12 protein-coding genes are annotated in these 13,953 nt (G+C 54.1%); 1 reads left to right on the top strand and 11 read right to left on the bottom strand.

The annotated features are described in order from the left end of the window. Positions 1-1,710: FKBP-type peptidyl-prolyl cis-trans isomerase N-terminal domain-containing protein (locus ABIB59_RS25795; RefSeq protein WP_354037530.1), on the top strand; the 1,710-nt coding region annotated here is incomplete at its 5' end. A gap of 34 nt (positions 1,711-1,744) precedes the next feature. Here the strand turns inward: ABIB59_RS25795 and ABIB59_RS25790 are convergent. The 11 genes from ABIB59_RS25790 to nrdF all read right to left on the bottom strand — a co-directional run bounded on the left by ABIB59_RS25790 (position 1,745) and on the right by nrdF (position 13,943). Next, on the bottom strand, positions 1,745-2,860 hold the full coding sequence (locus tag ABIB59_RS25790) for an AAA family ATPase (RefSeq protein ID WP_354037528.1): 1,116 nt from the start codon (positions 2,858-2,860) through the stop codon (positions 1,745-1,747). Beyond that, entirely contained in the window at positions 2,857-3,564 is a 708-nt protein-coding gene (locus ABIB59_RS25785; RefSeq protein ID WP_079497819.1) for an RNA ligase family protein, read from the bottom strand. Before ABIB59_RS25785 ends, ABIB59_RS25790 begins: the two co-directional genes overlap by 4 nt. A gap of 296 nt (positions 3,565-3,860) precedes the next feature. Next, positions 3,861-5,399 carry a multidrug efflux MFS transporter permease subunit EmrB gene (gene emrB / locus ABIB59_RS25780; protein WP_039077609.1) on the bottom strand — a complete coding sequence of 513 codons (1,539 nt, stop codon included), beginning with the start codon at positions 5,397-5,399 and terminating at the stop codon, positions 3,861-3,863. Between the two features lie 15 nt (positions 5,400-5,414). Next, the gene (gene emrA, locus ABIB59_RS25775) at positions 5,415-6,587 is read right to left on the bottom strand and encodes a multidrug efflux MFS transporter periplasmic adaptor subunit EmrA (RefSeq protein WP_165158081.1); all 1,173 of its coding nucleotides are present in this window, start codon (positions 6,585-6,587) and stop codon (positions 5,415-5,417) included. 127 nt (positions 6,588-6,714) lie between these two features. After that, the gene (gene mprA, locus ABIB59_RS25770) at positions 6,715-7,245 is read right to left on the bottom strand and encodes a transcriptional repressor MprA (RefSeq protein WP_039077607.1); all 531 of its coding nucleotides are present in this window, start codon (positions 7,243-7,245) and stop codon (positions 6,715-6,717) included. A 90-nt stretch (positions 7,246-7,335) separates the two neighbouring features. Next, positions 7,336-7,668 (bottom strand): hypothetical protein, encoded by a 333-nt coding sequence (locus ABIB59_RS25765; protein WP_354037525.1) that lies wholly within the window; start codon positions 7,666-7,668, stop codon positions 7,336-7,338. Between the two features lie 123 nt (positions 7,669-7,791). Then, positions 7,792-8,976 (bottom strand): MFS transporter, encoded by a 1,185-nt coding sequence (locus tag ABIB59_RS25760; RefSeq protein WP_107224583.1) that lies wholly within the window; start codon positions 8,974-8,976, stop codon positions 7,792-7,794. Between the two features lie 235 nt (positions 8,977-9,211). Continuing rightward, positions 9,212-10,207, bottom strand: coding sequence for a glycine betaine/L-proline ABC transporter substrate-binding protein ProX (gene proX, locus ABIB59_RS25755; RefSeq protein ID WP_039077604.1), 996 nt, complete (start codon positions 10,205-10,207; stop codon positions 9,212-9,214). A gap of 71 nt (positions 10,208-10,278) precedes the next feature. Further along, positions 10,279-11,346, bottom strand: coding sequence for a glycine betaine/L-proline ABC transporter permease ProW (gene proW, locus ABIB59_RS25750; protein ID WP_107224584.1), 1,068 nt, complete (start codon positions 11,344-11,346; stop codon positions 10,279-10,281). Continuing rightward, positions 11,339-12,541 (bottom strand): glycine betaine/L-proline ABC transporter ATP-binding protein ProV, encoded by a 1,203-nt coding sequence (gene proV, locus ABIB59_RS25745; protein ID WP_039077602.1) that lies wholly within the window; start codon positions 12,539-12,541, stop codon positions 11,339-11,341. Before proV ends, proW begins: the two co-directional genes overlap by 8 nt. 439 nt (positions 12,542-12,980) lie before the next feature. Next, positions 12,981-13,943 (bottom strand): class 1b ribonucleoside-diphosphate reductase subunit beta, encoded by a 963-nt coding sequence (nrdF, locus tag ABIB59_RS25740; protein WP_071194721.1) that lies wholly within the window; start codon positions 13,941-13,943, stop codon positions 12,981-12,983. Positions 13,944-13,953: the final 10 nt, after the last annotated feature.

Here is a 13,953-nt window from a genome sequence, read left to right as displayed (position 1 = left end):
GAGGCCGAAAAACTGCGCGCCCAGCTTGCCGCAGCGAATGAGAAAACCGCGACGCTTGGCAAGAATATCGCCGAACTGGAGAAAACGGCGCAGGCGAATAGCGCGCGCACCGCCGCACTCGAACAGAGCCTGAAAGAGGCCACCAGCCAGAAAGCGCTGCTGGAGCAGCAACTGGCGAAGCAGTCCGACATCGACAAAACGCTGGCAACGCAGCGGGCGGAGGCCGAAAAACTGCGCGCCCAGCTTGCCGCAGCGAATGAGAAAACCGCGACGCTTGGCAAGAATATCGCCGAACTGGAGAAAACGGCGCAGGCAAATAGCGCGCGCACCGCCACGCTCGAACAGAGCCTGAAAGAGGCCACCAGCCAGAAGGCGCTGCTGGAGCAGCAACTGGCGAAGCACTCCGACATCGACAAAACGCTGGCAACGCAGCGGGCGGAGGCCGAAAAACTGCGCGCCCAACTTGCGGCGGCGAATGAGAAAACCGCGACGCTTGGCAAGAATATCGCAAAACTGGAGAAAACCGCGCAGGCAAATAGCGCGCGTACCGCCACGCTCGAACAGAGCCTGAAAGAGGCCACCAGCCAGAAGGCGCTGCTGGAGCAGCAACTGGCGAAGCAGTCCGACAGCGATAAGACGCTGGCGACGCAGCGGGCGGAGGCCGAAAAACTGCGCGCCCAACTTTCGGCGGCGAATGAGAAAACCGCGACGCTTGGCAAGAATATCGCCGAACTGGAGAAAACCGCGCAGGCGAATAGCGCGCGTACCGCCGCACTCGAACAGAGCCTGAAAGAGGCCACCAGCCAGAAGGCGCTGCTGGAGCAGCAACTGGCGAAGCAGTCCGACAGCGATAAAACGCTGGCGACGCTACTTGAGCAAGCCAGTAAACAAAACAGCGAACAGCTCGCTCAGCTTAATACTGCCAAAGACAAGATCGCAGAACAGTTCGCGCGTCTTATTAAACTTGAGCAGCAGGCAAAAAAAGCCGACGAAGAGAAAAAGCAGGCGTTGGCCAGTCTGGCAACGTTACAAAAGGAGCACGATGCGACTTCCCTTGAACTGGTTAAAGCAAAGCAGTCCGCCTACTCACTGAAAAAGCACAAGTCTGAGGAGGCAAAAATAAACTATGCCTACGGTGCGTATTACGCGGTTAAGGTTCTCTACGAATTCAAAGTACTGGAGAATGCCGGGCACAAGTTCTTACCTCTGGCCTTCCAGCAGGGGTTCAAAGATAAGCTCGCCAACACAATGCAACTGAGCGAAGAAGACGTTGGTCAGACTTTAACTCGTTTTGATCAGCAGGTGGGGGCGGCGAACGAGCGAGAACGGGAGCGTAACAAAAAACAGAGCATCCAGTTTGTTGCGCAGGCAGCGAAAGTCAAAGGCGCTGAGCGGACCCACAACGGCGTGGTTTACCAGGTTATCAAAAAAGGCAAAACACCGCTATTAACCGCAAACGATACGGTTCGTTTCCGGCTTGATGAAAAAATCAGTACCGGAAAGAAAATTTCTGTCGGCGAAGTACGAATTGGTATGGTGATTAAGCTTCCGGAATTAATGCAGCAAGGCTTGCTGCGTATCGGCAGTGGAGGCAAGGTCAGGATCACCGTTCCGAGTGAACTTGCCTATGGTGAACAGGGGATACCCGGTTCTGTGCCGCCAGGCGTGGCCTCGGAAATAACCCTCGAAATTCTTGGCATCGTGAAATAGCATAAGATGGGCCTCCTGGCTGGAGGCCCTTAGGTTATGCATCCGTGACCCGGTACTCAACGCAATGTGCTTCATCGGGCTGAGGAACCTCAAGCCTGGACGACATGCGCAGAATGACCTCTTCCGGTACGGCATGCTGGCGATTGGCATTCTGCGTTTTCCATTGCGGCCAGGGCACTTCCAGATAAACAATTTTTACCCTCGCCCCGTAAGCCGTGAACAGGCTGATAAGCTGAGTTCGCAGTTGCCGGCTGATGTTTGTTGCATTCCACACGAAGGGCGTTTTTTGCCGCAAAAGCACGCGCGCTTCCTCTTTCGCCAGTTGTACGACTTGCCCGGTTGCCGTGCGATCGGCGGGACTTACGCCCAACCGCCTGCGAATATCATCCAGGCTTATGACGGCCAACCCTTTGCAATGTTCGCTGATATAGCGATCTTTCCCCATTCCGGGCAGTGCGCTAAGCAAGGTCACCTCGAAGGACTCTGTGTCCCAGGGCACAAAATTTGCCGGGCTGTTCTCATGCGTCAGGTAATGCCAGCGTGCGGTATCGGATGCAAAGGGGCGCGCTTGCCCCCAGCAGTGCTGCTCCTGACAAAAGAGCTCAAACAAAGCAATGCGATCAAGCATCTCCTGTTTGTCTTCGCAATGACGCCCCTCCATATCGGCACGCGCGAGCAATGCCAGCAGTCGAGTGTCAATACGCATCGCAGCACTCAGCAGTAAGCGCTCAGGCGACGGGCGTTCCAGCAGCCATAAGGGGAGGCCATGCAGACGCACCAGCGCTGCAATCTGCTCGCGCAGGGCAAATGGCGTCGGGATGTCACGCCACAAAATTTGCCGTGCAGTGAGCTCACCTTTGCGGGCATGACCAGGCGAGTGGATACGTCCGTCATCGTCCTGGTGCGTGGTGCTGCGCTTTTCGACATCGTGCAGGAGCGCCGCGGCCCACATTATTTCCTGCTGCTGGCGTGGCAGTTGCTGATACTCATCCATTTCCGTCAACGCATTGAGGACCATCTCGGTGTGGATCCCTACATTGCCTTCCGCATGGTGAAAGGGATCCTGTGGAACCTGATGCATCTCTTCCACCCAGTTAAAACGCTGGCGTAAAGTGGCCCAGTTTTTGTCTTCGTTTAGCTGCCAGATCATCGTGTGCCTCCTGCTGCAAACTCATACGCCATACGGGCGCGTTGCCAGTTGCGCTTCCAGTGCTCGGTGGTTTTCACATGATTTTTGCGCACAAACTTGAAGACATTATGTGCAAATTCATCAACAGGAAATTCTTCACTGTTGCGGGTGACCACACCTTCGAGCGTACACGGCTTGCCGGTCTGGGTATCCCAGGGCGCAAATGCGCCACTGCCGGTTGTGAGCGCCAGAAACTCACGCTGCCACGCCTTTTCATCGTTTCCAGGCTGTGGGCCTTTCATCTCTGGTACGCAGGGAAAATCAAAGAGCGCAGCATAAAATTTGACCTCTTCCCAGCTTAACCAGACGTCCTGGCAGCGGATCGCAAAGAGAAAGAAATCCTGCTCCAGCGCGTGATACTCAATGGAATGGACGGCGTAAAGATTCTCACCAAAGAGTTCGAGATCGCCGAGATCGTTTTTCAGCAATTGCCAGCGCTGACGAATCTTATGTGTCCATGCGGATTGGGTAGGCGCAGCGTGCGAACGCGCAAAAACGCCATAGCGGTTCAGGCAGTTATTCTCACCGTCCAGCTTTTCCGTATGGACCAGCGACGCGATCGACTGCACATCACGCCAGTAATCGGCATTGATGCGGTCATCGCTGGTGGTGCCAGGGGAGAAAGGATAGTGCCAGGTTCTCCCATATTTTCGTTGTGAATTCATGATAATCCATTATTTTTTTGTGTAATTATTGTTCGCCCGCGCGGCGTGCGAATGCCAGGTTGAGTGGGTTAAAAATGTGAGGTTAACAATCACCCGCAAAAGGGGTGGACGACGTCAGAGGGATAAACAACCTGAGCGCGTTGCTCAGAACCGGTTAAGGTGAATGGAAGATTTCGGGGCGGGCGTAAAGATACACGCGTTATGATGATAAAACAACCACCTGCGAGTGCGGGCATAAAAAAAGGGATCCGAAGATCCCTTAGGTGAAAGCTTTTTTCTGCCGGAATGAGCGGTGCTTAGTGCGCACCACCACCACCGCCGCCAGCACCAAACGGCGGTCTGGCAAACCACACAAGGCCCAGCAAGACCAGGAATACCGCGGCCGACATCCAGAAAATCTCATTGGCGGAAATAATCAGCCCCTGATTGGTGATTTGCTGGGCTATCCAGCCGGATGCCTGCTGCTGTGACATCCCCAGCCCTTGCAACTGGTTATACATTTCCTGCGCGTTCGGGTTGTAAGGGTTTACTGACTCGGTCAGTTGCGCGTGATGCATCGATTCCCGGTTGGTCCACATGGTGGTGGTGATCGATGTCCCGATGGAACCAGCCAGCGTTCGGGCAAAGTTCGACAGGCTCGACGCCGCCGCCAGACGCTCTGGTGGCAGACCGGACAGGGTAATCGTCGTCAGCGGCATAAAGAAGCAGGCCACGGCGAAACCCTGAATAAATTGCGGCCATGCGGAAGCGCCAAAATCCATTCCCGGCTCAAAGGTATATGCACGCCAGTAGAAGCAGACGGCATACATAATAAAGCTGAATGTAACCAGCCTGCGCATATCGAGCTTATGGGCAAAACGACCAATGATCGGCGACAGCAGGACCGGGATCACCCCAACTGGCGCAGAGGCAAGCCCCGCCCATGTCGCGGTGTAGCCATAAACTTCCTGCAATAGCTGCGGCAACAGAACAATCGCGCCGAAATAGAGCATATAGGCGAGACTGATACACAAACAGCCGATGGTAAAATTCCGCGACTTAAAGAGCGACAGGTCGACTATCGGGTTCTCATCCGTCAACTCCCACACCACAAGAAAGCTTATCGCCACCACGGCGACAATGGTCAGGATGATGATCTCGCGGGAGTTGAACCAGTCCAGTTCTTTACCCTGGTCGAGCATCACCTGCAGGCTACCGATACCAATCACCAGTAACGCCAGGCCCACGCCGTCGATGCGGCGCTGTTCAGTGCGCGTTTCACGACCACGCAGCGATTGGAGAGTCAGCAGTACGACCAGTACGCCGATAGGGACGTTGATAAAGAAGATCCAGCCCCAGTGGTAGTTATCACTGATATAACCGCCGAGGATCGGGCCGCAAATGGGGGCTACGATCACCGTCATCGACCACAGCGCCAGCGCAATGGAACGTTTAGCGGGCGGGTAGTTACTCAGCAACAGACTCTGTGAGAGTGGAATCAACGGCCCGGCGACAATCCCCTGAATGACACGGAAGAAGATCAACATGCTCAGGCTATTGGAGACGCCGCACGCCCAGGAGGCGATAGCAAAAGCGACGGTAGACCAGAGGAACAGTTTGACCTCACCCACACGCTTCGCCAGCCAGCCGGTGATCGGAATCGAGATGGCGTTTGCCACCCCGAAAGAGGTGATAACCCAGGTACCCTGGCTCAGGGAAGAGCCAAGGTTGCCGGCAATCGTTGGGATCGCGACGTTAGCAATGGTGGAATCCAGCACCTGCATGAAGGTCGCCAGTGACAGCGCAATGGTCATAATGACCAGTTGCGCTCCTTCCAGCGGTTTTCTCTGTTGCATTACGCGTACCTCGGATTAACCCGCGTTGGCCTTCACGATATTTTCAATCAGGGTGTTGACCGGTTTCAGGTCAAGCTCACGTGCGTTGCTCTCATAGGCCGGGCTGGTGCGAACCTGGCTCGACAGTACCTGGCCGTCACGGTTGGTGGTATCAACATTGACCAGCGTTGAGAGGCCAATACGCAACGGGTGATCGCTCAACTGTTTTGCATCGAGTTCGATACGTACCGGCAGGCGCTGAACCACTTTGATCCAGTTACCGGTGGCGTTCTGAGCCGGAAGCAGAGAGAAGGCGCTGCCTGTACCCATATCCAGACCCACCACTTTGCCGGTGTATTTCACTTCATCACCGTAAAGATCGCTAACGACGGTGGCTGTCTGGCCGATACGCATATGCGCAAGCTGAGTTTCTTTGAAGTTTGCGTCCACCCACAAACCCGTGGCCGGTACGACGGCCATCAGCGAGGTTGTCGGGCTTATCTGCGCGCCAGGCTGAACGGCACGGCGAGAAACATAGCCGGTGATCGGGCTGACAATTTTGGTACGTTGCAGCGCAAGCCAGGCGTTACGCAGTTCAGCGGCGGCCTGTTTTACCGCAGGCTGATCTTCCAGACGGGTATCCAGGATCATCGCCTGGTTAGCGTTATATTGCTGAATAGCAACATCCAACTGCGCCTGTGCGGTGGCGACAGCATCACGGGCATGTTGCAGCTCTTCACGGCCAATCAAGTTGGCGTTGCCCAGCGGCACACGGCGATTTAAATCCGTTTGCGCCTGAGCCAGAGCGGTACGTTGCAGTTCGATGCTTGCCTGAAGCTGCTTGCCGTTGATCATCAACTGACGGGTCTGGCGAACGCTTGAGGCCAGCGTGGTCTGCGCTTTTTCAAATGCCTGTTGGGCATCGGTAGCATCGAGGGTGACCAGCACATCCCCTTGTTTGACGTAGTCGGTATTGTCAGCCCAGACTTTCGTCACGCTGCCGGATACCTGCGCCATGATTTGAACCTGGTTCCCTGCCACGTAGGCGTCATCGGTTTCCTCAAAATGACGCAGTACTAAAAACCAATAAATCCCATACGCCACGGCAATAACAATAAAGAGCAAGGTCAACAGCAGAAGGGCGCCTTTGCGTTTGCCTTTCTTTTTGACCGGTTGCTGCGGGGTTTGACTCTCCGCATTTGCGCTCATGCTTTTCTCCACGATCTTATTATTTCATATCGGCAAGGCCGACCTGTTTTGTCAGAAAGGCCAGCAGTGTGACGTGCCGGCCTGACGGAATTCTTATTCAATCTGGATGTTCGAGCGGATCTCAGCGTTAGCGCAGCGCCTCAAGGATGGTGCCGTCTTCGTCCATTTGATCCAGGCGAGTGAGCAACTTGCGTGTGATGTGCTCGAGTTGGTCTTTTTCAGCGGTAGTCAGCGAAGACCAGAGTTGGTGCAGACAGTTGTGCTGCGGTGGCAGAACCTGACGCAGGAATTCATGCCCTTTTTCGGTCAACTGCAGATGCAGGCAGCGACGGTCATTGTCGCTTTCACGGCGTTCAATCCAGCCGCGTTTTTCCAGTTCATCGGCGATACGGGTCGCATTGGTGCGGGAAGAGCCTAGCGCGCTGCTCAGTTCCGATGGCTGAATACTGTGATTTTCCTGCGACTCCAGGGTGATTAACGCCATAAATAATGTTTCGTTAATCCCTTGAGCTTTCAGCATTTTGTTGCGGTTTTCCAGCAGTTTGCCCTGCATGTGCATACACAGGCGGGTGAGCAGAATTTCCTGGAACGGGAAATCTTCATAGCGGCTGGCGCGGAATTTAAGCATTTGTTCAATGGGCGTAAACGAACTATCCATTTGGGCATAACCTCATTAATTGCAGTCGATATAGTAACGACAGTGACAAATAAAGTAAATGTATTATTTTCTCTAATAAATTTGCTTTAGTTATGGGACTGTCAGTAATTTCCAGACGATTCCGTAAGCGAGCGCGCGCAATAATCCAGCAATAATCAGGCTGCGCGTTTTCCAGAAACGCAGCCCCAGAAAGATAAATAAAACGTTAACGCAGCCCGTAAGGGGCGCGGCGGGGATGGAGAACAGAGTGATGCGGGAGATGAACTCGCCGGGTGGCGAAAAACCTGGCTTCGTGGCATTCAGGCCGAATGGGAATGCCACAGGAGCGTAACTTAATACGTCAGGAAGGCGGTTTCTGAACCCTTCCGGAAAGGTTGCCAGTGCAACGGGGAAGGGGTCGGTTGTTGTATCTCTACTATCCATAGTATTTGTTAAATATCACCCACGTTAAAATCACCGGGATAAATAAGTCGCATAACCATATCAGACTCAGGGGCACCTTAACACCCCGGTTTTTTGGTGTTGCGACCTGGCGTGGGCGGGATTTTATTCTGCTTTTTGCGGGGGCTGATAGCCTCGCCACCAGACCAACAGGTTAAGGGCAGCGAAACTGCCACCTGCAATACTCACCCCGGTCCAGCCTGCATGCTGCCATGCCGATGCGGAGATAAGCGATCCGGCCGCGCCACCGACGAAATAACTGGTCATATAACCGGCGGTCAGACGGTTACGGGCTTCGGGTTTGAGGCGATAAATGACGGTCTGGTTGGTAATGTGGACACCCTGTACAGTCAAATCCAGTACCAAAATCCCGACGATCAGCGCCAGCACCGAGCTTTGCCCCCAGGCAATCGCCAGCCAGGAGAGAAGCAGTAACCCCAGTGAGACGGTGGTGGTCAGGTGAGCTTTGCCTTTGTCCGCCAGGCTACCAAAAGGACGCGCGCCCAGTGCGCCTGCGGCGCCCACCAGGCCAAACAGCCCAATCACCCCTTCTGAGAAGTTAAAGGGCGGCGAGGCGAGCAGGAAAGCCATCGAGGTCCAGAGAATGCTGAAATTGGCGAAGGAGAGGCAGCCCAGCAGGGCCCGGGTGCGCAGTACTTTTTCTTTGGCAAACAGGGTGAAGATCGATCCCAGAAGCTGCGGGTAATTCAGGTGATTGTCCTGTTTGACCTTTGGCAGACCACGCCATAGCGCAATCGCCATGATCACCATCAGCACGCTGGCTACCCAGTAGACCGTACGCCAGCCGCCGAGGCTTGCCAGTAATCCGGCAACGGTTCGCGCCAGCAGAATGCCAAGCAGCAGGCCACTCATAATGGTGCCGATGACTTTGCCACGTTTTTCCGGCGCGGCAAGGGTGGCGGCCAGCGGAACGAGGATTTGCGCCACCACTGAGAAAAGGCCCGTCAGTGCGGTTCCAAGAACCATCATCCCAAGCGTGGTGCTGCTGGCCGTGATCAACATCCCTCCCGCAGCCAGCAGAGTCATGGAGACGATGAGCCGTCTGCGCTCAAACATATCGCCCAGGGGAACCAGGAACAGCAAGCCAGCCGCATAGCCGAGTTGGGCCGCGGTGACAATAAAGCCAGCCTGATTGGGAGAAAGCGCGAAGGCGCGGGCTATCGCATCGAGCAACGGCTGCGCGTAATAGTTGCTGGCGACGGATAGACCGGTGGCGACGGACATGAGCGCGATCAGCGCCGGGCTAAGCCCTTGATGTTGTTTGGTCATTTTTCTGTGACTGATTCATTAGCTGATTATTTTCGTGGATATCAATAATAACTAATGAAGAGAAAAAGGTGGGAGGGATCGCGTGTCGCTTAGTGCGGTTAAGAATTTGTGCGGTTTATTGCCCTCACCCCGCAGGGGCGAGGGGACCGATAGTGCTCGTATTATTTTGTGGGGATTCCTTTCCCACGGGGAGAGGGAGAAAACCGAGGGGAAGAGCGACTAAAAAGCCAAACCCTTACTTCTGCGCGGCCAGCGCCTCTTTCACCCAACCGTCAAACTGCTGCTGGTGGGCTTTGATCCAACCATCAACATGACCCTGAATATCCGCTTCAGAGGCGTGACCGGCGTGCATCATCGCGTTCTGCGCATTGATATCAGAAATCGGCAGCTTCATTACGGAGAACAGTTTCGCCGCCGCCGGATTTTTCTCGGCCCAGGCTTTATTGGCGACAATGTGCATTGTGTTCACCGGGAAGCCATAGTTCATACCGTTAGGCAGTTTGGTGTCGATATTTTTCTGCTCGCCCGGCAGAGAAGAGAATGGCACTTGCAGCCAGACCACATCTTTCCCCGGTTTCAGTACGTCACTAACCCAGTACGGCGTCCAGGTGTAATAGAGCACCGGTTTGCCTTCTTTAAAGCGAGTAATGGTATCGGCCATCATCGCCGCGTAATTGCCCTGGTTATGCACCACGGATTTACTCAGACCAAAGGCGTCAATCTGGTGGTTGATCACTGCTTCACAGCCCCAGCCCGGCGTACATCCTGTCAGGTCTGCTTTCCCGTCGCCGTTGGTATCAAACAGTTTGGCAATGTTGGGATCTTTAAGCTGATCGATGCTTTTAATGTTGTACTTCTCAGCGGTCTTCTTATCGATCAGATACCCCTGCGCTGCGCCGGTAACGAAATCCCCCTCGCGATAGAACTTTTTATCTCCGCCGGCCGCCGCGTACATATCATCATGCAGTGGTTGCCAGTTCACGGCGGTAAAGGTTACATCGCCCGCCGCCAGTGAGGTGTAACCGACGTTGTAGTCCACTTCGCTGGGCTTGTTGACGGTATAGCCGAGTTTTTCCAGCCCACGGCTGACCAGCAGGGTCTGGAATGTTTCTTCAGAGATAGTGCTCTGGAAAGGTTGTACGGTGATGCCTTTGCCGGGCAGGTCGGCCGCAAATGCGCTGGTGGAGACAAGGGTGGCAAACGCTGTGGCGAGAATAATGTTCTGTCGCATCGTTGTTATTCCTTCAATTTTAGGTAGGACTCAGTAGGCCCGGAGCGCGTGTCTCCGGGCGAGCTACATCGTTACTTAATGAACGGGCGAGTAATCAACCCAAGTGGGCCGGTGCTGTACCAGCGACGATTACCCCGGCTGCGGGCATCGCGACCCATCGCCTGTGTCAGGCGGTCGAGGATGATGGCGAGGATAACAATCCCCACGCCACCGACGGTTGCCAGCCCCATATCGAGACGGCCAATACCGCGAAGTACCATCTGACCAAGTCCACCGACGGCGATCATCGATGCGATCACTACCATGGAGAGGGCAAGCATAAGCGTCTGGTTGATCCCCGCCATAATGGTGGGCATGGCCAGTGGTAACTGTACTTTGAACAACATCTGGCGCGGGCTGGCGCCAAATGACCGTGATGCTTCAATTAAATCTTCCGGCACCTGGTTAATACCCAGGATAGTCAAACGCACCACCGGCGGCAGGGCGAAAATAATCGTCACCACCACGCCCGGCACGTTACCGATACCAAACAACATCACAATCGGCACCAGGTAGACAAACGCAGGCGTTGTCTGCATGGCGTCGAGCAGCGGACGGATGATCTTCGCCGCACGTTCACTGCGCGCCAGCCAGATGCCAAGCGGTAGTCCGATAATGATGCAAAACAGCAGGGCGGTCAGCACCAGTGCCAGCGTGACCATCGCCTGCGACCAGGCGCCAATCGCACCGATCAAAATCAGTGACACCAGTGCCGCGACGCCCATTCCTGCGCTGCTAATCTGCCAGGCGATCAGCGAAAAGACGATGATCGCGACCGGTGCAGGCATCCCCAACAGCAATTGTTGGAAGGCGCTTAAGATGTAATCCACCGGGACACGGATGCCCTGGAACACCGGGCGGAAGTGCGTCACCACCCAGTCGATCCCCTGTGTGACCCAGCTATCCAGTGGGATCAGCGTCTTATGGAAGGGATCCATAATATTAAAATGCTCCGGCGCAGGTGTTGGGGCATTGGCGAGCCAGTCGGCACCGCCACCATCCGTTGGTGCGGGGGCGGGTGATGATCCCCACGCATCAGCCGATTGTGCCGCGCTGTCGGTTGCCGGTGCGCTCTCCCACGGGTTATTTTGATCAGCCATTGTTTGCTCCCTCGCGATCTAAAGCCTGTAGCAGCATCCGTTTGGAGATGATGCCGACGTATTGTTGTTCTTCACCGACCACCGGTACCGCACAGGGTGCCTGGCCAACATGAGAGAGCAACTCGCTGAGCGGCGTTTCCGCTTCCACGGCAAGCGGGGAGTCGATTAACGCCGCATCAATACCCTGATTCTGGCTTAGCGCCGTTTTCAGAGAGTCGATGGAGACAATGCCAACAAATTTATTACCACGTTCAATCACATAACCATATTCACGGTCTTCATCCTGCAACATCTTCAGCGCTGAACGTGGGCCAAAACCTGGCGTTCTGCGAATAAGGCCGACCGGCGTGCGGCGGGCAATATCTTTTGCGCTGAATACCTGGCTAATATCCACGCCACGGAAGAAGGTTCGCACATAATCATTCGCCGGATTATTCAGAATTTCATCCGGTGTTCCGACCTGAACAACTTCGCCGTTTTGCATAATGGCAATCCGATCGCCAATACGCATTGCTTCATCCAGATCGTGGGAAATAAAGACCACAGTGCGTTGATGGCGCGACTGTAATTTCACCAGTTCATCCTGCATCTCGGTTCGAATTAATGGATCGAGCGCCGAGAAGGCTTCGTCCATTAATAAGATGTCGGGATTAATCGCTAATGCGCGAGCGAGACCTACGCGCTGGCGCATACCACCAGAGAGTTCATCCGGATAAGCATGGGCATAATTCTCCAGCCCGACCTGACGCAATGCATCTAAGGCTTTTTCCTGACGCTCACTGGCGCTCGCACCCGCTAATTCCATGCCAAACGCAGTGTTATTTAACACTGTCATATGCGGCATTAGCGCGAATGACTGGAAGACCATCGCAATCTTTTTCCTGCGCACCTCACGGAGTTCGGCATCTGATATTTTGGCGATATCCACGCCATCAATCAGTACCTGTCCGCGGGTGGGTTCAATCAGGCGATTGAGAAGGCGTACCATTGTGGACTTACCCGAACCGGATAATCCCATGATGACAAATATCTCGCCTTCTTCAATGGCCAGACTGGCGTCTTTAACGCCAAGCGATAGCCCTGTTTTTTCCAGAATTTGTTCTTTCGAAAATCCTTTTTCAATATATTTGAAAGCCCGCTGCGGATGCTCGCCAAATACTTTATATAGGTTTTTAACTTCTAATTTAATTGCCATGCAATAGAACGTTTCCTGTTATTTATTTATGTCGATATGTTACCTGATGCGAATAATTGACCGCGTATACCCTAGCATACTGAGATTCTGTGACAACCCTCATGACTTGTATTGGCGGAATTTTGCAAGGGTAAAATCGCCTGAATTTCCCATGAGATAAGGGCTGAGCGGTGATCTCATTTTTATGAGATTTTTCGTATTCGCTGCTGAAATTACGGTGCGATGATGGTGATTGTGGGTGAATATGGCGAAAGAATGACGGAAGAAATATTACGGAATGTGTGTAGTGAGTGTGCGGGAATAATATTGAACAATGCGCGGGTATTTCCCCTCACCCTAACCCTCTCCCCAAAGAGGAGAGGGGACCGATCGTGCTCGCATTTTTGTGGGGATTCCTCAGCCCCAGGGGAGAGGGCCGGGGTGAGGGGAGACGGGCGGCTCAGAAATCCCAGTCTTCATCCTCGGTTTCCACCGCTTTGCCCATCACATAAGACGAACCGGAACCCGAGAAGAAGTCATGATTTTCATCCGCCCCCGGTGAAAGGGCGGCGAGAATTGTCGGGTTTACTTCTGCCATTTCCGCCGGGAACAAGGGCTCATAGCCCAGGTTCATTAGCGCTTTATTGGCGTTGTAACAGAGGAAGGCTTTCACATCCTCGGCCCAACCTGACTCCGCATATAAGTCCTCGGTGTAGGTCACTTCGTTATCGTAGAGATCCATCATCAGCTCCAGCGCGAAATTTTTTAGTTCTTCACGCTTTTCACTGCTGACTTTTTCCACCCCTTTCTGATACTTATAGCCAATGTAATAGCCGTGAACCGCCTCGTCGCGAATGATCAAACGAATCAGGTCCGCCGTATTGGTCAACTTGCCACGACTGGACCAGTACATCGGAAGCCAGAAGCCGGAATAGAACAAAAACGACTCCAGGAAGACGCTGGCAATTTTCTTCTTCAACGGATCATCGGCACGGTAATACTCCAGGATGAGCTGTGCCTTACGCTGCAACGCGCTGTTCTCTTCACTCCAGGCGTAGGCCGCATCCACATCTTTCGTCTGGCACAGTGTGGAGAAAATCGAGCTGTAAGAGCGGGCATGCACCGCTTCCATAAAGCTGACGTTCGACAGCACCGCCTCTTCATGGGGCGTCAGCGCATCAGCCATTAACGTCGGCGCACCCACAGTATTCTGAATGGTATCGAGCAGCGTCAGCCCGGTAAAAACGCGGATCGTCAGTTGCTGTTCCGCGTGGCTCAGCGTCTGCCAGGCGGGGATATCGTTCGACAGCGGTACCTTTTCAGGTAGCCAGAAGTTACTGGTCAGGCGGTTCCAGACCTCAAGATCTTTATCATCCTGAATCTTGTTCCAGTTGACGGCGCTCACGCGTGATAGTGGTTTCATCCTTTTCTCC

Source organism: Citrobacter sp. UYEF32, from assembly GCF_040546205.1.
Lineage (GTDB): Bacteria > Pseudomonadota > Gammaproteobacteria > Enterobacterales > Enterobacteriaceae > Phytobacter > Phytobacter diazotrophicus.
Note: the sequence above shows the minus strand (reverse complement) of the source record. Positions and strands in the feature narration are given on the sequence as shown.

Coding starts and splice junctions, on each gene's coding strand:
- ABIB59_RS25790 (WP_354037528.1), bottom strand. CDS start 2,860: ATGATCTGGCAGCTAAACGAAGACAAAAACTGGGCCACTTTACGCCAG.
- ABIB59_RS25785 (WP_079497819.1), bottom strand. CDS start 3,564: ATGAATTCACAACGAAAATATGGGAGAACCTGGCACTATCCTTTCTCC.
- emrB (WP_039077609.1), bottom strand. CDS start 5,399: ATGCAACAGAGAAAACCGCTGGAAGGAGCGCAACTGGTCATTATGACC.
- emrA (WP_165158081.1), bottom strand. CDS start 6,587: ATGAGCGCAAATGCGGAGAGTCAAACCCCGCAGCAACCGGTCAAAAAG.
- mprA (WP_039077607.1), bottom strand. CDS start 7,245: ATGGATAGTTCGTTTACGCCCATTGAACAAATGCTTAAATTCCGCGCC.
- ABIB59_RS25765 (WP_354037525.1), bottom strand. CDS start 7,668: ATGGATAGTAGAGATACAACAACCGACCCCTTCCCCGTTGCACTGGCA.
- ABIB59_RS25760 (WP_107224583.1), bottom strand. CDS start 8,976: ATGACCAAACAACATCAAGGGCTTAGCCCGGCGCTGATCGCGCTCATG.
- proX (WP_039077604.1), bottom strand. CDS start 10,207: ATGCGACAGAACATTATTCTCGCCACAGCGTTTGCCACCCTTGTCTCC.
- proW (WP_107224584.1), bottom strand. CDS start 11,346: ATGGCTGATCAAAATAACCCGTGGGAGAGCGCACCGGCAACCGACAGC.
- proV (WP_039077602.1), bottom strand. CDS start 12,541: ATGGCAATTAAATTAGAAGTTAAAAACCTATATAAAGTATTTGGCGAG.
- nrdF (WP_071194721.1), bottom strand. CDS start 13,943: ATGAAACCACTATCACGCGTGAGCGCCGTCAACTGGAACAAGATTCAG.